This window comes from Kitasatospora sp. CB02891 (assembly GCF_002803145.1).
Lineage (GTDB): Bacteria > Actinomycetota > Actinomycetes > Streptomycetales > Streptomycetaceae > Kitasatospora > Kitasatospora griseola.
In genome coordinates this window covers 144,055-162,154 of sequence record NZ_NNBO01000004.1, presented here as the reverse complement: position 1 = coordinate 162,154, position 18,100 = coordinate 144,055, and the positions used below count along the sequence as shown (strand labels likewise).

Sequence of the window (18,100 nt, the reverse complement as noted above, 5' to 3'; positions counted from 1 at the left end):
CTGCCCGATCCTCAGCACCCCACCCGTACAGGAGAAATGCCACGGCCTCGGCCTCACCGGACAACCTTCAGTACTGCGCGGGCACCTGGACGGCAAGCCGGAACCAGTCGGTGCCCTCGATCGTGCCGACCTCCAGCAGGCCGCCCACGCCGGCGATCCGGTCGGCCAGGTTGGCCAGGCCGGTGCCGGGTTCCCGGGTGCCGATGCGCTCGGTGTGCACCCCGTCGTTGGCCACCAGCAGGCGGAGGTTGGGGCCCTCGGTGGTGAACTCGATCCGGCAGACCTCGGCCTTGCTGTGTCGCAGCAGGTTGGTGACGCTCTCCCGCAGCACGGTGGCCAGCACGGTGTTCGCCTCGCCCGACGGCGCCGGCGCCGAGACGTCCACCTGTGCCCGGATGCCGCCCGCCGCCAGCACCCCGCGGGCCGACTCGATCTCGGTGAGCAGTGACATCTCCCGGTAGCCGCGGGCGACCGTGCGCACGTCGGCCAGCGCCTGGCGGGAGATCGCCAGCACGTCGGTGAGCTCGGAGAGCGCCTGCTCGGGCCGGACCCGGACCAGCGCGGAGGTCAGCTCGCACTTCACCGTGATGGTGGAGAGGCTGTAGCCGAGCAGGTCGTGCAGGTCGCGGGCGAACCGCTGGCGCTCCCGTTCGACCGCCATGGCGGCCATCGCGGAGCGCGCCTCGTACAGCCGGTCGACCAGCTCCACCAGCCTGGTGATGCCGTAGAGCACCAGCGAGGAGAGCAGGTTGGCCACCACCAGGTAGACCGACCCGGCCGCGGGCATGCCGAGCACCGGCCCGGTCGGCGCCAGCACCAGCAGGAAGACGCCGTACCCGATCCAGGCGTCCCGCCCCGCCAGTACGAGCAGCACCGACGCCCCGGCGAAGCCCATCATCGCGCCGGTGTTCCAGTGCGCCAGGTAGAGCGGCGCGAAGGCGAGCGCCGCCTGTAACGCCAGCGTCCAGTGGCCGAACCGTCGGCGCAGGCCGGCCGCGCACGGCAGGCAGTGCACCACCTGGAGGCCGGCGATCAGCAGGAAGTCGACCATCAGGCCGGTCAGCCGGAGCGATCCGGAGATGCCGATGCAGATGTCCACCATGCTCTGCGCGACGAAGCCGGCCATGATGACGGCGAGCAGCGCCGGCGCCAGTCGGCGCGGCGGGACCCCGCCCATCAGTCGGGCCAGCAGCGCGGACGGTCCGGCCGTCCCGTCCAAATCGTCGGGCAGCTGCCGTCCGCCGGAGGCCCGCTCGCCCTCGTGGTGGCGGCCGGTCGGCCCGGTGTGTCGAGTGCGTCCGGTCAACGGTCCCCCATGTGTCCCGCAGCAGCCTGACGTCCCATTCGATCTTGAGACTCTCCGGACGAAGCATAGGCCCGCTTACCTGGCAGTCCACCCCCCTCGGCGATCACCGCGTTCATCCTTCGTCGGCGGTCGCCGGTCACCGGTGGTCGACGGGCTCCGACGGGAATCCAGTCGGGTTCGAGGTTTCGTGCGCACCATGGCGGAGCCGTCGCGGCGCGAGGTGAGAGCCCGTCCGACGGATCGTTCCGGCCGCGGGTCGTCGGGCACCCCGACGGTCTGCCCGACGACCACGACGCACGACCACCACGACGCATGACCACCACGGCGCGTGACGACCGCGACGGGTGACCACCACGACGCACGACCACCACGACGCGTGACGACCGCGACGGGTGACGACCGCACTGCTCAAGAACGGGGGAGGTCTGGGCGTGAGATACCCGGAGATCTTCATCGCGGGAGGCGCGACCGAGCTGCCGCCCGCGCAGGACGTCCGGGCCGCCGTCGCGGCCGGGCGGCTGGACGGGCGGATCGCCGACCGCACCGAGGCCCTGGCGGTGACCGTGTCCGACGGCCCGTCAGGCCCCGAACTGGCGGCCCGGGCCGCGCGCCGGGCGTTCGCCGAGGCCGGTTCGCCCGGGCTCGACCTGCTGCTGCACGCCACCGTCTACTACCAGGGCCACGACCTGTGGGCGCCCGCCTCCTACGTCCAGCGCGAGGTGCTGGCCGACGCGCCGGGCTGCGTGCCGTGCCCTGCCGTCGAGATCCGCCAGCTCTCCAACGGCGGGATGGCCGCGCTGGAGCTGGCGGCCGGCTACCTGGCCGCCGCGCCCGGGCGGAGGCACGCGCTGCTCACCGCCGGCGACCGGTTCGAGGCGCCCGGGTTCGACCGCTGGAACGGCGACCCGGGCACCCACTACGCCGACGGCGGCTCCGCGCTGCTGCTGTCCAACCGCGACGGCTTCGCCCGGCTGCGCTCGCTGGCCACGGTCTCCGCCCCGGAGCTGGAGGGCATGCACCGCGGTGACGACCCGTTCGGCGCCGCCCCCTTCGCGCACCGCCCGGTGGTCGACATGGAGACCACCAAGCGCGCCTTCGTCTCCCGCACCGGGGTCGGCCGGTGCACCGCGCTGGTCTCGGCCGGGCAGCGCCGGGCCCTGGAGACGGCGCTGGACGAGGCGGGCAACAAGCTCGCCGACATCGACTGGTTCGTTCTGCCGCACCTGGGCCGGCGACGGCTGGAGGCGGCCTTCTTCACACCGTTCGGCATCGACCCGGAACGGTCCACCTGGCCGTGGAGCCGCGCCGTCGGCCACCTGGGCGCCGGGGACCAGTTCGCGGGCCTGGACCACCTGCGGCGCAGTGGTGCGCTGCGGCCCGGCCAACTGGTGCTGCTGGTCGGCATCGGCGCCGGCTTCACCTGGTCGTGCGCGGTCATCGAGGTGCTCGGGCCGCCGCGCCCGAGCGGAAAGGGCACGGGAGCAGCGTGACGAGACACCGAGAGAGCAGGCCGGACCGGCGGGTGGTGATCACCGGCCTGGGGGCGGTGGCCCCCGGGGGAATCGGGATCAAGGCGTACTGGGAGCTGCTCACCGCCGGCCGCTCCGCCACCCGCACCATCACCCACTACGACCCCTCGCCGTTCCGCTCCCGGGTCGCCGCCGAGGTCGACTTCGACCCGGTTCGCGAGGGCCTGAGCCCGCAGGAGATCCGCCGGCTGGACCGGGCCGCACAGTTCGCGGTGGTCGCGGCGCGCGAGGCGCTGGCCGACAGCGGACTGGCCGTGGCGGCGCTCGACCCCGGCCGGATCGGCACCACGCTGGGCTGCGCGGTCGGCTGCACCACCAGCCTGGAGCAGGAGTACGTGGTGGTCAGCGACGGCGGCCGGCACTGGGAGGTCGACCACGGTTACGCGGTCCGCGACCTGTACCGCCACTTCGTGCCCAGCTCGATGGCGGTGGAGGTGGCCCGGCTGGCCGGCGCCGAGGGCCCGGCCGCAGTGGTCTCCACCGGCTGCACCTCCGGCCTGGACGCGCTCGGCCACGCGGCCGAGCTGATCCGGGAGGGCTCCGTCGACGTGATGGTGGCCGGCGCCACCGAGGCGCCGATCTCGCCGATCACCTCGGCCTGCTTCGACGCGATCCACGCCACCACGCCCCGCAACGACGACCCGGAGCACGCCTCCCGGCCGTTCGACCGGACCCGCAACGGCCTGGTGCTGGGCGAGGGTTCGGCGGTGCTGATGCTGGAGGAGCTGGAGCACGCCCGGCGCCGCGGCGCCCGGATCTACGCCGAGATCGCCGGCTTCGCCTCGCGCTGCAACGCCTACCACATGACCGGTCTGAAGGCGGACGGCGTCGAGATGGCCGCGGCGATCACCGCCGCCCTGGACGAGGCCCGGCTCGGCCCCGACAGCCTGGACTACATCAACGCGCACGGCTCCAGCACCAAGATGAACGACCGTCACGAGACCGCGGCGTTCAAGGTCAGCCTGGGCGAGCACGCCTACCGCACCCCCGTCAGCTCGATCAAGTCGATGATCGGCCACTCGCTGGGCGCCATCGGCGCGTTGGAGATCGCCGCCTGCGCGCTGGCGATGGAGCACAGCACGGTGCCGCCCACCGCCAACCTGCACGAGCCGGACCCGGACTGCGACCTGGACTACGTGCCGCTCCAGGCCCGGGTGCAGCGCACCGACGCGGTGCTCAGCGTCGGCAGTGGTTTCGGCGGCTTCCAGAGCGCCATGGTGCTGGCCCGCCCGGATCGGAGAATGCCATGACCGCCGTCGTCACCGGTATCGGGGTGGCCGCCCCCAACGGCCTCGGGACCGACGCCTACTGGCGGGCCACGCTGGCCGGCCGCGGCGGACTGCGCCCGCTCACCCGGTTCGACGCGTCCTCCTACCCGTCCCGGGTGGCGGGCGAGATACCGGACTTCGAGGCCGCGGAGCACCTGCCCAGCCGACTGCTGCCGCAGACCGACCGGATGACCCGGCTGGCGCTGTTCGCCGCGGAGGGCGCCATCGCCGACGCCGAGCTGCGCCCCGAGGAACTGCCGCGCTACGGCGCCGGAGTGGTGACCGCGGCCTCCGGCGGCGGCGTCGAGTTCGGCCAGCGCGAGCTGCAGGCGCTCTGGTCGCAGGGCAAGGAGCACGTCAGCGCCTACCAGTCGTTCGCCTGGTTCTACGCCGTCAACTCCGGCCAGATCTCCATCCGGCACGGCCTGCGCGGGCCGAGCGGGGTGCTGGTCACCGAGCAGGCCGGCGGCATCGACGCGCTGGGCCACGCCCGGCGGCACATCCGCCGCGGCACGCCCGTGGTGGTCTCCGGCGGGGTCGACGGGGCGCTCTGCCCGTGGGGCTGGGCGCCGCAGATCGCCACCGGGCTGCTCTCCACCGCGGCCGACCCGGACCGCGCCTACCTGCCGTTCGCCTCCGACGCCGGCGGCTACGTGCCCGGCGAGGGCGGCGCCATCCTGGTCCTGGAGGACGACGAGCAGGCCCGCGCCCGCGGCGCCCGCCGGTACGGCGAGGTCGCCGGGTACGCGGCCACCCTGGACCCGGCGCCGGACAGCGGACGCCCGCCCGGGCTGCTGCGGACCGCCCGGCTCGCCCTCGACGACGCCGGGATCGGCCCGGACGAGGTGGACGTGGTGTTCGCCGACGGCGCGGCCGTGCCCGAGCTGGACCGCATCGAGTCCGACGCCCTGACCGAGCTGTTCGGCCCGTACGGGGTGCCGGTCACGGTGCCCAAGAGCATGACCGGGCGGCTCTTCGGCGGCGCCGCGCTGGACGTCGCCACCGCGCTGCTGGCGATCCGCGACGGGCTGATCCCGCCGACCGCGCCGGTCGACGCGCCGGCCGCCGAGCACCGCATCGACCTGGTCACCGGGGCGCCGCGCCCGGCTCGGCTGCGCACCGCACTGGTGCTGGCCCGTGGCTACGGCGGCTTCAACTCCGCGCTGGTCCTGCGCGGCTGCAACGACACCACCGATTCCGAGGAGACCGCCCGATGAGCGTCCTTGACCTGCCCACCCTGACCCGGATCCTGCGCGAGAACGCCGGCGCCGACGAGTCCGTCGACCTGTCCGGCGACATCCTCGACGTCCCGTTCCCGGAGCTCGGCTACGACTCGCTGGCGCTGCTCCAGGCCATCGGCGTGATCCAGCGCGACTTCGGCGTCGAGCTGGACGACGACGCCGCCTCGGCGGAGACGCCCCGGGAGTTCCTCACCGTGGTCAACGGCGGGGAGCAGCCGTCGGCCGAGGGCGTCTGACCTGGTGGACGCCGACACCGGACTGCGGCCGCCGCGCCCGGTCGCCCTGCTGCTGCCCGGCCAGGGCTCGCAGTACCCGAACATGGCGCGCGGCCTGTACGGGCGGGTGCCCGCGTTCACCGAGCCCTTCGAGGAGGTGCTGGGGCTGCTCGGCCCGCTGGGCGAGCAGGCGCTCGCCGACTGGCTGGCCGAGCGGCCCGCGGTGGACCTCGACCACGTGTCCCGGGCCCAGCCGCTGATCTTCGCGGTGGACTACGCGCTCGCCCGGATGCTGACCGCCTGGGGGCTGCGGCCCGCCGCGTTCGTCGGGCACAGCGCCGGCGAGGCGGTGGCCGCGGTGCTGGCCGGCGTGATGTCGCTGCCGGACGCCGTCCGGCTGCTCGCCGAGCGGGTCGAGCTGATCGCCGACGCGCCGCCCGGCGGGATGCTCGCGGTCGCCGCCAACCCCGCGCAGTTGGCGCCGTACCTCACCGCCGAGGTGGTGGTCGGCGCGGTCAACGGGCCGCAGCAGGTGCTGCTGGCCGGCCCGGACCCGCAGTTGGAGCAGGTCGCGCGGCGGCTGCGGGCGGCCGGCCACACCTGCATGCGGGCCAGGGCGACCAGCGGGTTCCACAGCCCGTCGCTGGCCGACCGCTGCCGCCGCGCGCTGCCCGGGTTCGCCGGGGTGCGCCTCGCCCCGCCCGGGATACCGGTCTACTCCGGCCGGACGGGCGGGGAGCTCGACCCGGGCTCCGCCTGCGACCCGGTGTTCTGGGCGATGCAGCCCGCCGAGCCGGTGCTGTTCGCCCCGGCCCTGGACGCGCTGCTGAGCCGCGGCCCGCACCTGCTGGTCGAGGCCGGGCCCGGGCAGGGCCTGACCGCACTGGCCCGCCGGCACCGCGAGGTGGCGAGCGGGCGCAGCGCGGTGGCGCCGCTGCTCGGCACCCGGGCCCGGCAGCCCGAGGCGGACCGCCTCGACGTGCTGCGGGCGGTGCGCACCCTGGTCGAGGAGGGCCACCCGGTGCGGCCGCTCGGCCTCGACGACCTCGCCCCGGCCGCCGCCCGGGCCTGAACCCCCTTTCCACCGAGGGCTTTCGACGACAGCCCGACCCCAACCTCAGGGAGCCCCACCATGGTCGAGAAGACCACCCCCCAACGCCGGCCCGCCCTGGTCACCGGCGGCACCAGCGGCATCGGCCTGGCCGTCGTCGAGCACCTCGCCGAGGCCGGGCACCCGGTGTACTTCTGCGCCCGGGACGCCGAGCTGGTGGCGACTGTCGTGGAGAAGCTCCGCGGTCGCGGCCTGGAGGTCCGGGGCAGCGCCGCCGACGTGCGCGACGGCGCCGCGGTGCGCGCCCTGGTGCAGGCCGCGGTCGCCGCGTACGGCCCGCTGGACATCCTGGTCAACAACGCCGGCCGGGGCGGCGGCGGCATCACCGCCGAACTCCCGGACGAGCTCTGGGACGACGTGATCGCCACCAACCTCACCGCGGTCTTCCGGGTCACCCGCGAGGTGCTGACCACCGGCGGCATGCGGGAGTCCGGGCACGGACGCGTCATCAGCATCGCCTCCACCGGCGGCAAGCAGGGCGTGATGCTGGCCGCACCGTACTCCGCCTCCAAGCACGGAGTGGTCGGCTTCGCCAAGGCCCTCGGCCTGGAGCTGGCCGGCAGCGGGATCACCGTGAACGCGGTCTGCCCCGGCTACGTGGAGACCCCGATGGCGGAGCGGGTCCGGCAGGGCTACGCCGCGCACTGGGGGATCACCGAGGAGCAGGTGCTGGAGAAGTTCCACGCGAAGATCCCGCTCGGCCGCTACTCCACCCCCGAGGAGGTGGCCGGCCTGGTCGGCTACCTGACGACCCGCACGGCCGCCTCGATCACCGCGCAGGCGCTCAACGTCTGCGGCGGCCTGGGCAACTACTGACCGACCCTTCCCCAAGGAGCTTCGCCGTGGCTGAACCACGCATCCGCACCACCCGGCACCGCACCACGGTGCCGGCCGATCCCGACCGGGTCTACGCGCTGCTCGCCGACGCCGGCCAGTGGCCGCAGGTCTTCACCCCGACCGTGCACGCCGAGGTCACCGAAGTACCGGACGGTGAGCAGCAGTTGATCCACCTGTGGGCGCTGGCCAACGGCGAGGTCCGGGACTGGACCTCGCGCCGCACGCTGGATCCGGCGGCCCGCCGGATCACCTTCCGGCAGGTGGTCTCCTCGCCGCCGGTCGCCTCGATGGGCGGCGAGTGGCAGGTCGACGCGGCGCCGGACGGCGGCTCCGAGGTCACCCTGCTGCACGACTGGACCACCGTGGACGACGACGCGGCGGCGGCGGACTGGATCGGGCAGGCGGTGGAGCGCAACAGCACCGCCGAACTGGAGGCGCTGAGCCGCGCCGTGACCCCCGCACCGGACGGCGAGCCGCTGCGGTTCGCCTTCGCCGACTCGGTGGACGCCGAGGGGCCGGCCGAGGCGGTCTACGAGTTCCTGGCCCGGGCCGAGCTGTGGCCGGAGCGGCTCCCGCACGTCGACCGGCTCGACCTGACCGAGCAGGGCGACGTCCAGCGGATGGAGATGGTCACCCGGGCCCCCGACGGCTCCGAGCACACCACGGTCTCGCTGCGGGTGCTCCGCCCCGAGCAGCACACCCTGGTCTACAAGCAGACCGTGCTGCCTGCCGCACTGGCCTCGCACACCGGGCGCTGGACGGTCGAGCCGCACGGCGCCGGGGTGCGGATCACCTCCTGGCACGGCGTCACCCTGGACGTGGACGGGGTGGCCCGGCTGCTCGGCCCGGGCACCAGCCTGGCCGACGCCCGGGCCCGGGTCCGGCACAACCTGGGCGCCAACAGCACCACCACGCTGCGGCACGCCAAGGAGTTCGCCGAGCAGATCGCCCAGCAGGCCGCTCAGCAGGCCGCCGAGCAGCAGGGGGCGGCGTGGACGCGTTGAGCCTGACCGGCCGCACCGCCGTGGTCACCGGCGCCAACCGGGGCCTCGGCGAGTCGATCGCCGAGGCGCTGCTGGCCCGCGGCGCCCGGGTGGTCTGCGCCGCCCGGGACGAGGCCGCCGCCGAACCGCTGCTGGCGCTGGGCGGCGACCGGGTGCACTTCCACAAGACCGACGTGCGGGACCCGGACTCGGTGGAGCGGGCGATGGCGTCCGCCGTCGACCGGTTCGGCGCCCTGGACATCGTGGTCGCCAACGCCGCCGTCAACGCGCCGGGGCCGGTGGCCGCGATGTCGCCCGAGGCCTGGGCGGAGGCGGTGACGATCAACCTGAGCGGCACCTTCCACTGCCTGCGGGCCGCCGTGCCGCTGATGCGGGAGCGCGGCTGGGGCCGGATCATCACGCTCTCCTCGGCGCTCTCCACCCGGCCGATGCCCGGCGCCGGCGCGTACTGCGCGACCAAGGCGGCGGTGGAGGCGCTCACCCGGGTCACCGCCCTGGAGGTGGCCGCCGACGGCATCACCGTCAACTGCCTCGCCCCGGGCGTCGTCGACCGGGGCATGGGCAGGGCGCTGGCGGCGAACGAGCGGCTGTGGGGGCAGTTCCTGCCGAAGCTCGCCTCCGGTCGCGCGGGCCGCGGCGAGGAGATCGGCGCGGTGGCGGCGTTCCTGGCCGGCGAGGAGAGCTCCTACGTGAACGGCGCGGTGATCGAGGTGGACGGCGGCATGGGGCACTGACCCGCCGGCCATGCGGAAGGGGGCGCGGACCACAGGTCCGCGCCCCCTTCCGTCATGCGGTCACACCGTCGGTCGCTCGTCGACGATCGCCAGGTACCCGACCGGGTGGCCCTCCGGCTCGGCCTCCGCCGCCGCCGTCGCCTCCGGTTCCGCCGGCGCCTTCGACCGGGCGGCGTCGCGGTCGACGAACAGCGCCGCCACGGCGCCCGCGGCGACCACCGCCGCGCCGATCCAGACCGCCGGACGCATCCCGTCGACGTACGCGGCGGCACTGCCGTAGCCGCCGTGCGCGGTGAAGACCGAGGAGAGCACCGCGACGCCGAAGACCCCGCCGAGCTCGCGGACCGTGTTGTTGGTGCCCGAGGCGATGCCCTCCTCGGAGCGCTCCACCGCGCCGAGCGCCACGTCCGCGCTGGGCCCGAAGAACAGGCCCATGCCGAAGCCGTTGAGCGCGAAGCCGGGCACCAGGGCCGGGTAGCCGGTGTCGGTGCCGACCACCAGCGCCAGGTACACCAGCCCGGCCGCCTGCAGCGCCAGGCCGACGGTGAGCAGCGCCCGCCCACCGTACCGGCCCGCCAGCACCGCGCCCAGCGGGGCGCCGATCATGGTCAGGCCGGTCCAGGAGAGCAGCCGCACGCCCGCGCCGAGCGGCCCGGCGTGCTGCACGTCCTGGAGGTACTGGGTGATCAGGAAGATCGAGCCGAACATGCCGAAGTACATCAGCAGCGACACCGCGTTGACGGCGGCGAAGGTGCGGTTGCGGAAGTGCCGCAGCGGCAGCATCGGGTGGGGGGTGCGCTGCTGCCACCAGAGGAAGGCGACGAGCAGCAGCAGGCCGGCGGCCAGCGGCAGCACCACGCCGGCGGCCGTCCAGCCCGCCTGCGGGCCGCGGATCAGGCCGTACACCACGCCGAGCAGGCCGGCGCTGGCCAGCACCGTGCCGGGCAGGTCCAGCGGGCGCGGCTCGCCGCGCTGCTCGCTCAGCCAGAGCGGGGTGAGCACCAGCATGGCCACGCCGATCGGCACGTTGATCCAGAAGATCCACTGCCAGGAGGCCCATTTGACGATCATTCCGCCGACCAGCGGGCCGAGCGCCACCGCCAGCCCGCCGACGGCGCCCCAGATGCCCAGCGCGGCGGCCCGCTTCTCGGGCGGGTAGGCCGCCGCCACCAGGGTCAGGGTGAGCGGCAGCAGGACCGCCGCCCCCAGCCCCTGGACGGCCCGGCCGGCCACCAGCAGCGCGACGTCGGAGGAGAGCGCCGCCAGCAGCGAGCCGAGGGTGAACAGGCCGATGCCGATCATGAAGAAGCGCCGCCGGCCGAACCGCTCGGCGACCGCCGAGGCGGTCAGCAGCAGCACGGCGTAGGTCAGGGTGTAGGCGTTGACGGTCCATTCCAGGCCGTCGATGCCGATGTGCAGATGCTCGCGGATCTGCGGCAGTGCGGTCGTCACCACCAGGTTGTCGAGCGAGATCATGAAGACCACGACACCTGTGACCAGCGAGGTGCGCGCGGTACTGCTCATGCTCATGAGGTTGCCATCCTTTCGGTCGTCGCCGATTCGCGGGCCGTCCCGCGCAGCGTGGAGCGGTCGAGCTTTCCGTTGGGCAGCCGGGGCAGCGCGTCCACCAGCCGGACGCGGAGCAGCTGCTGGTGCTCCGTCAGATCGGAGTTGGCGCGGCGGAGCAGGTCGGCGGCGTCGGCCGGCCCGCGGGTCACCAGGTAGGCGACGGGCCGCACCCGGTCGCCCGCCGGGGCGTCGACCACGGCGCTCTCGGCCACCTCGGGCAGCTCGTCCAGCAGCGCCTCGATCTGCCCGGGGGAGACCAGGGCGCCGTCGGCGGCCTCGAAGACGTCGCGCACCCGGTCCAGGAAGAACACGTTGCCCGCCGCGTCGAGTCGGCCGATGTCGCTGGTGGAGAGCCAGCCCTCGGCGTCCACCGCCGACGGGGTGGCCAGGTAGCCCTGCATCACGTTCGGGCCCTGGACCTGGATCTCGCCCAACTCGCCCGCGGGCAGCGGGACTCCGGTGCGCGGGTCGACCACGCGCAGCCGGCTGCCGGGCAGCGGGCGGCCCACCGAGCCGGGGCAGCGGGTGTCCAGCCGGTCCGAGGTGGCCAGCGAGGAGGTCTCGGACAGGCCGTAGCCCTGGAGCACCGGCGCGCCGATCCGCTCCTCCAGCCTGCGCAGCACGGCGGGGCGCAGCGGGGCGCCGCCGGTGGAGAGCATCCGCAGCGCGCGCGGCGCCGGGCCGGGCGGCTCGGGCGCGTTGGCGGCCGCGACCAGCCGGAACGGCAGGGTGTAGAAGTGCGTGGCCCGGTGGTCGTCGGCGTGCCGCAGCGCGTCGCCGATGTCGTGGCCGGAGAGCACATGGGTCGCGCCCGCGTGCAGCGAGGCGTTGAGGTGCATCGGGTGGTAGATCGGCAGGCCGTTGAGCACAAGCGAGTCCGGTCCCTGGCCGTGCGCGGCGGCCAGCTGGGCGGCGCCGGTCAGCAGGTTGCGGTGGCTCAGCCGGACGGCCTTGGGGCTGCCGGTGGAGCCGCTGGTGAAGAGCAGGCAGGCAGTCCCGGTGCCGTCGCCGGCCGGCGCGCCGTCCTGGCGCAGCAGCGCCCGGGCGCCCTCGCCGATGGTGAACAGGTGCTCCAGCTGCGGCAGTTCGCCGCCGAACGCGGCCAACCGGTCGCGCGCCTCGGGGGTGACGATGGCGGCCCGGGCGCCGGAGAGCGCCGCGACGTGCTTCAGCAGGTGCGGCGGATAGAACGGGTTGACCGGGGCGACGGTGTTACCGCTGCGGATGATGCCGTGGTACAGCGCACCGAAGTCGGGCGCCATCGCGGCGGACAGCAGCACCACCGCGCCGGAGTCGCCCAGCAGCCGGCGCAGGCCCCGGGCGTAGGCGTCGGCGCGCTCGTCCAGCTGCGCGAAGGTCAACTCCTCGCCGCCGGGCACGATCACGGCGGGCGCGTCCGGGCGGGCGGCGGCGGCCAGGGAGAGCAACCGGTCGGCGGTGCCGGTCGGGACGTCGGGCAGCGGACCACCGCTGCTGACCGCCGCGGCGGTCTCGGACGGGGCAGTGACTTCGGCCATGTTCGCCTCCTGCGGCACACGGGGACAGACCTCCGCGTCATCGTCGGGCGGTCCACTCGACAGCCGCTCGACCGACGCCGGAGCCGCCCCGGCTCCGCTGCGGCTCCAGAACCGGCTGGCACCCTCGCCCTGCATCCGCACACCCATCCGGCGAGGAGCCCCCATGACCGACCTGTTCAGCCCCGTCGCGCCGTTGAGCAGCAGCGCCGACGCCCAGCTGTACATCGCGATCCAGCAGTTCTACGCCCGCCACATGCAGGCCGTGGACGGCGGCGACGCCCGCACCTGGGCGCTCGGCTTCACCGAGGACGGCGAGTTCGACAGCAACGCCCTCCCGGCGCCGGTCCGCGGGCGGGAGACGATCGAGACGGCCACCCTGGCCGCCGAGGAGGCCCGCAGGCCCACCGGCGTCACCCGCCGGCACGTGATGACCATGCTCGCCGTCGAGCCCGAGGACGAGGCGGCGACGGTGGTGCGCACCCGCTCCTACGTCGCGGTCTTCACCACGCTGCCCGGACAGCCCACCGGCATCTACTGCATGACGTCCTGCCAGGACGTGCTGGTGCGCCAGCCGGACGGCGGCTGGCGGATCCGCAGCCGGCACGTGCTGCGCGACGACCTGCCGCCGCGCGACTGACGACCGCCTGCGCACGCACGTGTGCCCGGTACGGCTCGCCGCCGTACCGGGCACACGTGCGCGGGGAGTCACCAGGTCGCCGCCGGCGTCGGCCGCCGGGTCACTCCGGGTCGGCGACCCGGGCCACCGCGCGGGTCCAACCGGCGCCGCCGCCCCGGATCTTGACGGGGAAGCAGGTCACCGAGAAGCCGTGCGGCGCGGGCAGCGCCTCCAGGTTGGAGAGCCGCTCGATCTGGCAGTACTCGCGCTCCCGGCCGGCGAAGTGCGCCGGCCAGAGCACGCCGGGGTCGCCGGTGGCCCGGTACTTCTCGATGATGGCGCCGAACGGGGCGTCCAGGCTGAACGCGTCGGTGCCGATCACCCGCACCCCCAGGTCCATCAGGTACCGCACGGCCGAGCCGTCCAGGCCGATGAAGTCGGTGAAGTAGCGCTGGCTGCCGGCCCATTCGGCGGCGCCGGTGCGGAACAGCGCGATGTCCATCGGCTGCGGCCGGTAGTCGATGGCCTTCAGGGCCAGCTCCACGGCGGCCGCGTCCACGGTGCGGCCCGCGGTGTCCCGGACGTCCAGCACGAACGCGGGCCGGTCGAACCAGTCCAGCGGCATCTCGTCGATGGTGCGGGCCACCTGCCCGTCGGCGCGGGTGCCGTAGTGCGCGGGGGCGTCCACGTGGGTGCCGGTGTGCGAGGAGAGGTAGAGCATGTCGTTGGTGAGGAACTCGCCGCCCGGCAGCTCCTCGGGGCGCAGGTCGATGCCGAAGTTCTCGCGCATGCCGTCGGTCATGTGCCGGGCGCCCTCGGCGGCCGACATCACCGTGTGCTTGACCGGCTCGGGTTCCCAGCCGGAGGCGTCCACCGGTGCGGAGAGGTCGATAAGTCGCATGGCCGCTCGGCCCTTTCGGATTGACGGGGCGTCGTTCACTTGCTTCGGACGGGTGCGGTGCTGGGCGCCGCGGGCTGGGCGCTGCCGGCCCGGTCCGGGGTCAGGCAGGCGCCGACCAGGAGCACCGTCGAGAGCACCGCGCAGACGGTGCGCACCACGTGCCAGTTGTTCCAGGAGTGCTCGATGGCCGCCCGGGCCTGGTGGAACTGGTCCGCGGTGGTGGTGACCGCGTCGGCCAGCTGGGTGTTCATCGGCACCTCCACGGCCAGCGAGACCACGAAGGCGGTGAGGGAGAGCAGTGCGGCCGCCCCGATCAGCCAGACCCGGGTGTCGGCGCCGCGCCACGGCGTGCGGACCAGGAACGCGGCCAGCGGCCAGACCACCGAACCCACGATCACCAGGAAGAACAGCACGCCCGGCACCGCCTCGTTGAGTCGGCGCATCGTCGTCACGTACGCCTCGTCGTCCAGCCGCTCCAGGGCGGGCGTGACGACGACCGCGTAGCAGAAGCAGAAGCCGGCGAAGAGCCCGGCCGACAGGGCGGCCAGGTGGAGGAAGACGCGGAACGGCACGGTGCCGCCTCCTTCGTGAATAGTCGTGGAGGAAGGGTCGGTGCTGGTGCTAGAGACCTGCTCAAGACCGGCGGCCCGGCCCGTGACGGCCCGTCGGGGTCGTGACCGGCGACCGGGTGCACCTGTGACGGAGTCACGGTTTTTCCGTGACCCTGACACTGTCCGGAAGGCTTCCCCGCCTTCGAGAATGAGATCCCAAGATCGTGGGAACACAGGGGGTACCGCCATCATGAAGGTCCGCGTCTTGGGCGAGTTCGAGGCCACCGAGGACGGCAGATCGGTCGCGCCGAGCGCCGCCAAGCCCCGTCAGATCCTGGCCCTGCTGGCACTCTCGGCGGGTCAGGTCGTCCCGGTGACCTCGCTGATGGAGGAGCTCTGGGACCACTCGATGCCCCGGAGCGCGGCCACCACCCTGCAGACCTACATCCTGCAGCTGCGGCGCCAGGTGCAGCGGGCGCTCGCCGCCCAGGACCACGCCGACCCGGCGGCCGGCGCCAAGACCGTGCTGGCCACCCGCTACAACGGCTACCTGCTGGACCTGCGCGGCGAGGAGACCGACGTCCAGCAGTTCGAGCGGCTGGCGGCGGCCGGCAGCCGGGCCCAGGAGGCCAACGACCCGGAGGCCGCCTCCCGGCTGCTCGGCTCCGCGCTGGCGCTCTGGCGCGGCCCCGTGCTGGCCGACGTGCAGACCGGGCCGCGGCTGGCGATCGAGGTGATGCGGCTGGAGGAGACCCGGCTGGGCATCCTGGAACGCCGCATCGAGGCGGACCTGCGCCTCGGCCGCCACCACACGCTCCTCGGCGAGCTGGCCGTGCTGGCCGCCGAGCACCCCTGGCACGAGAACCTGCACGCGCTGCACATGATCGCGCTGTACCGGTGCGGCCGGCAGTGGCGCGCCCTGGACATCTACCAGCGGCTGCGCGCCACCCTGATCGAGGAGTTCGGGCTGGAGCCGTCGGCCCGGTTGCAGCACCTCCAGCGGGCGATCCTGGAGTCCTCGCCCGAACTGGACGGCGTCGGACGCTGGGCGCCGGCCCACGAACTGACCGGTTGACCGAAGGCGGGGGGCAGGGTCATGCAGATCGTCCGCGGCGGCGGCCTCAGCGGCCCCGCACCCGTGGCGGCGGACCGGGGCGCCGCCCGGCGTCCCCGGCTGATGGTCTGGTCGGCGGCCGACCCGCGGGGCGAGCAGGACGTCCGGCGCTCGCTGCGGCGCTGGCTGCGGGCCCGCGGCGAGTCCGGGTTCGCGCAGGTGGCGCAGGCCTGGGGGCAGGCCGAACCGGGGCCGGTGCGCGGGGCGGTGGTGGCCGCCGACTGCACCGAGGCGCTGGCGCTGCTGGGCGAGCCGGGCCCGTCGACGAGGGCCGCGCAGGTCCGGCAGGTCGGCGCCGCGCCGCCGCCGGTGGTGCTGCTGCTGCCCGGCCAGGGCGCCCAGCGGCCCCGGATGGCCCGCGGCCTGTACGCGTGGGACCCGGTCTTCACCCGGGCCGCCGACGAGGTGCTCGGCCTGGCCGGCCGCGGCGCCCGCGAGGACTGGCTGGCCGAACCCGCCGCCCGCACCCGCCGGGACGCGTTCGGTGCGGAGCGCGCCGCCCGGATCCACCACTCCCTGGTCCAACTGTTCGCCGTGGACTACGCGTTGGCCCGGCTGCTGGTCGGCTGGGGGGTGCGCCCGGCCGCGCTGCTCGGCCAGGGGATCGGCGAACTGGTCGCCGCCGTGCTGGCCGACGTGATGGCGCTGGAGGACGCGGTGCGGCTGCTGGCGCTGCTGGCCGAGGAGGCCGCCGCGCTGGCCCCCGGCGGGATGCTGGTGGTGGCCGCCGGCGTCGAGGAGGTGCGTGGGCAACTGACCGACGGGGTCGCGGTGTCCGCTCTGAACGGCCCCGCCCAGACGGTGCTGGCCAGCCCCGGGCACGCCCTGGCCGACACCGCCGACCGGCTGACCGGCGCCGGGTACGAGTGCCTGCCGGTGCGCACCGAGGCGGCCTACCACACCCCGCACCTGGCCGGGGCCTGCGCCAGGGTGGCCGAGCGGCTGCCCGTCACCGCCCTGCGACCGCCCCGACTGCCGCTCTACTCCCCGTCGGTGGGCGCCAGGCTGCCCGTCGACGCGGCCCAGGACCGGCTCCACTGGACCGGCCTGGCGGCCACCCCGGTACGGCTGCGCGACGCGCTGGACGCGCTGTTCGCGGACGGCGACTGGGCGTGCGTGGAGACCGGCCCCGGGCCGGGGCTCGGCGCCCTGGTCCGCCGCCATCCGGCGGCCGCGCGGACCTTCAGCGCGCTGCGGGCCCGGCCCGGCAGCGGCGCGGACGACCAGCGGGCCGCGCTGTCCGCCGCCGCCGGCCTCTGGCTGAGCGGCCATCGCCTCGACTTCGAGGCGATCCGAAGCACCGGCTGACCGGGGCGGCCGATTCCGAGCATCGGCGGCCCCGGACGGGCGGACATCCGCTCCGCGCCGCGGGCGGGGAGCCACCGGGAGAGAGGGAGCACCGATGGCCGACGAACTGATCGACGTGGCGGCGCTGTCCCGCCTGCTGCGCGAGTGCGGCGGTGCGGAGCCGGGCGGCCCGATCGGGCCGGACGACCTGGACGTACCGCTGTACGAACTGGGCCACGACTCGCTGACGGTGGCCCAGTTGCTGACCAGGATCGGGCGGGAGTTCGGGCTGACGGTGCCCCGCGACCTGCTGGAGGACGCCGACACCCCCCGGTCGCTGCTGGACATGCTGGCGACGCTGCCGCGGGTGCCCCGGGCGCCGCGCCCCGAGCACCTCGACGCCCGCGGTCGACGCGGTGCCTGACGGGGCCGGCGCCCGTGAGCGGCGGGTCCCCGCGCCGGGGTGGTCGGGGCCGCTCAGCGCGGCAGCAGCTGCATCGGCGCCGTGAAGCGGTCCAGGGCCGGGACGGAGTCGATGACGGCGCGGTGGAGTTCCTGGAGCTCGGGGCCGGGTTCGACGGAGAGTTCGGCGACCATGTCGGCGCGCAGCCGCTGGAAGGTGCTCAGGGCGTCGAGGCGGCGGCCCGAGCGGTAGAGCGCGATCATCTGCTGGGCGCAGAGGCGTTCGTTCATCCGGTCCTGGACGGTCAGCGCGGCCAGTTCGCCGAGGAGTTCGGCGTGCCGGCCGATCGCGAGTTCCGCGTCGATGCGGCGCCCGGTCAGCGCCGAGCGGCTCAACTCCAGCTGCTGGGCCTCCGGTTCGAGCGCCGGGCCGCGTTCCACGTCGAGCAGGGCGCCGGGGCCTCGCCACAGCCGCAGGGCCTCGCGGAGCAGCCGGGCCGCGTCCTCGTGCGCGCCCAGGGCGGCGGCGCGGTCGCCGAGCGCGGCCAGCGAGTGGTACTCGTGGACGTCGAAGGCCTCCGGCCGCAGCTCCAGGCGGTAGCCGCCGCGCACGGTGCTGATCAGGCGGCTGGACAGGCCGGCGCCGCGCAGCCTCCGGCGCAGTTGGAAGACGTAGGTCTGCAGGGTGGCGGCGGCGCTGGCCGGCGGGCGGCCGGACCAGAGCTCGCGGATCAGCGTCGACGCCGGCACCACCTGGCCGGGCCGGACGCTCAGCAGCGCCAGCACGGTGCGCGGTTTGCTGGCGGTGGGCACCACTGAGCGGCCGTCGACGCCGATCGCGAACGGGCCGAGGACCTCGACGCGGATGCGGCTGGGTACTGCGCTGGTCATGACGGTT

At 74.9% G+C, this 18,100-nt stretch carries 18 protein-coding genes; 12 read left to right on the top strand and 6 right to left on the bottom strand.

Annotated elements, in window-relative coordinates:
* Positions 1-67: 67 nt before the first annotated feature.
* On the bottom strand, positions 68-1,306 hold the full coding sequence (locus tag CG736_RS11845; RefSeq protein ID WP_100586142.1) for a sensor histidine kinase: 1,239 nt from the start codon (positions 1,304-1,306) through the stop codon (positions 68-70).
* Between the two features lie 431 nt (positions 1,307-1,737).
* Between CG736_RS11845 and CG736_RS11840 the strand changes: the two genes are divergently transcribed.
* From CG736_RS11840 to CG736_RS11805, 8 genes are read left to right on the top strand one after another with little or no spacing between them, the layout of a single operon-like run.
* Positions 1,738-2,796 carry a ketoacyl-ACP synthase III family protein gene (locus CG736_RS11840; protein ID WP_100586141.1) on the top strand — a complete coding sequence of 353 codons (1,059 nt, stop codon included), beginning with the start codon at positions 1,738-1,740 and terminating at the stop codon, positions 2,794-2,796.
* On the top strand, positions 2,793-4,085 hold the full coding sequence (locus CG736_RS11835) for a beta-ketoacyl synthase (RefSeq protein WP_100586140.1): 1,293 nt from the start codon (positions 2,793-2,795) through the stop codon (positions 4,083-4,085). Before CG736_RS11840 ends, CG736_RS11835 begins: the two co-directional genes overlap by 4 nt.
* Positions 4,082-5,320, top strand: coding sequence for a ketosynthase chain-length factor (locus CG736_RS11830; protein WP_100586139.1), 1,239 nt, complete (start codon positions 4,082-4,084; stop codon positions 5,318-5,320). Before CG736_RS11835 ends, CG736_RS11830 begins: the two co-directional genes overlap by 4 nt.
* Positions 5,317-5,580 (top strand): acyl carrier protein, encoded by a 264-nt coding sequence (locus tag CG736_RS11825; protein WP_100586138.1) that lies wholly within the window; start codon positions 5,317-5,319, stop codon positions 5,578-5,580. Before CG736_RS11830 ends, CG736_RS11825 begins: the two co-directional genes overlap by 4 nt.
* 4 nt (positions 5,581-5,584) lie before the next feature.
* A complete protein-coding gene (locus CG736_RS11820; RefSeq protein WP_232733944.1) occupies positions 5,585-6,631 on the top strand; it encodes an acyltransferase domain-containing protein in 1,047 nt (348 codons plus the stop codon).
* A 60-nt stretch (positions 6,632-6,691) separates the two neighbouring features.
* A complete protein-coding gene (locus CG736_RS11815; RefSeq protein WP_100586137.1) occupies positions 6,692-7,486 on the top strand; it encodes an SDR family NAD(P)-dependent oxidoreductase in 795 nt (264 codons plus the stop codon).
* Positions 7,487-7,512: 26 nt separating this feature from the next.
* Entirely contained in the window at positions 7,513-8,511 is a 999-nt protein-coding gene (locus CG736_RS11810; protein WP_232733943.1) for an aromatase/cyclase, read from the top strand.
* Complete coding sequence (locus CG736_RS11805; RefSeq protein ID WP_232733942.1) at positions 8,499-9,245, top strand: SDR family NAD(P)-dependent oxidoreductase; 747 nt, start codon at positions 8,499-8,501, stop codon at positions 9,243-9,245. Before CG736_RS11810 ends, CG736_RS11805 begins: the two co-directional genes overlap by 13 nt.
* A gap of 60 nt (positions 9,246-9,305) precedes the next feature.
* On the opposite strand, the gene CG736_RS11800 is transcribed toward CG736_RS11805, so the two are convergent.
* Complete coding sequence (locus tag CG736_RS11800; RefSeq protein ID WP_198520455.1) at positions 9,306-10,769, bottom strand: MFS transporter; 1,464 nt, start codon at positions 10,767-10,769, stop codon at positions 9,306-9,308.
* A gap of 2 nt (positions 10,770-10,771) precedes the next feature.
* The gene (locus tag CG736_RS11795) at positions 10,772-12,331 is read right to left on the bottom strand and encodes a class I adenylate-forming enzyme family protein (RefSeq protein ID WP_157815529.1); all 1,560 of its coding nucleotides are present in this window, start codon (positions 12,329-12,331) and stop codon (positions 10,772-10,774) included.
* 163 nt (positions 12,332-12,494) lie between these two features.
* Here CG736_RS11795 and CG736_RS11790 point away from each other — a divergent pair, with 163 nt between their 5' ends.
* On the top strand, positions 12,495-12,968 hold the full coding sequence (locus tag CG736_RS11790; protein WP_043910485.1) for a nuclear transport factor 2 family protein: 474 nt from the start codon (positions 12,495-12,497) through the stop codon (positions 12,966-12,968).
* A gap of 100 nt (positions 12,969-13,068) precedes the next feature.
* Here the strand turns inward: CG736_RS11790 and CG736_RS11785 are convergent, their stop codons facing one another.
* Both CG736_RS11785 and CG736_RS11780 read right to left on the bottom strand, forming a co-directional pair.
* Positions 13,069-13,848 carry a cyclase family protein gene (locus CG736_RS11785; protein ID WP_100586134.1) on the bottom strand — a complete coding sequence of 260 codons (780 nt, stop codon included), beginning with the start codon at positions 13,846-13,848 and terminating at the stop codon, positions 13,069-13,071.
* 35 nt (positions 13,849-13,883) lie between these two features.
* A complete protein-coding gene (locus CG736_RS11780) occupies positions 13,884-14,420 on the bottom strand; it encodes a DUF1772 domain-containing protein (RefSeq protein WP_157815528.1) in 537 nt (178 codons plus the stop codon).
* Between the two features lie 229 nt (positions 14,421-14,649).
* On the opposite strand from CG736_RS11780, the gene CG736_RS11775 reads away from it, so the two are divergent.
* The 3 genes from CG736_RS11775 (at position 14,650) to CG736_RS11765 (ending at position 17,224) form a co-directional block, all read left to right on the top strand.
* Positions 14,650-15,474 (top strand): AfsR/SARP family transcriptional regulator, encoded by an 825-nt coding sequence (locus CG736_RS11775; RefSeq protein WP_043910483.1) that lies wholly within the window; start codon positions 14,650-14,652, stop codon positions 15,472-15,474.
* A 21-nt stretch (positions 15,475-15,495) separates the two neighbouring features.
* Positions 15,496-16,821, top strand: coding sequence for an acyltransferase domain-containing protein (locus CG736_RS11770; RefSeq protein WP_100586132.1), 1,326 nt, complete (start codon positions 15,496-15,498; stop codon positions 16,819-16,821).
* 94 nt (positions 16,822-16,915) lie between these two features.
* On the top strand, positions 16,916-17,224 hold the full coding sequence (locus tag CG736_RS11765; RefSeq protein WP_043910482.1) for an acyl carrier protein: 309 nt from the start codon (positions 16,916-16,918) through the stop codon (positions 17,222-17,224).
* A gap of 53 nt (positions 17,225-17,277) precedes the next feature.
* Here CG736_RS11765 and CG736_RS11760 read toward each other — a convergent pair whose 3' ends face one another.
* Positions 17,278-18,093 carry an AfsR/SARP family transcriptional regulator gene (locus CG736_RS11760; RefSeq protein WP_232733941.1) on the bottom strand — a complete coding sequence of 272 codons (816 nt, stop codon included), beginning with the start codon at positions 18,091-18,093 and terminating at the stop codon, positions 17,278-17,280.
* Positions 18,094-18,100 lie beyond the last annotated feature (7 nt).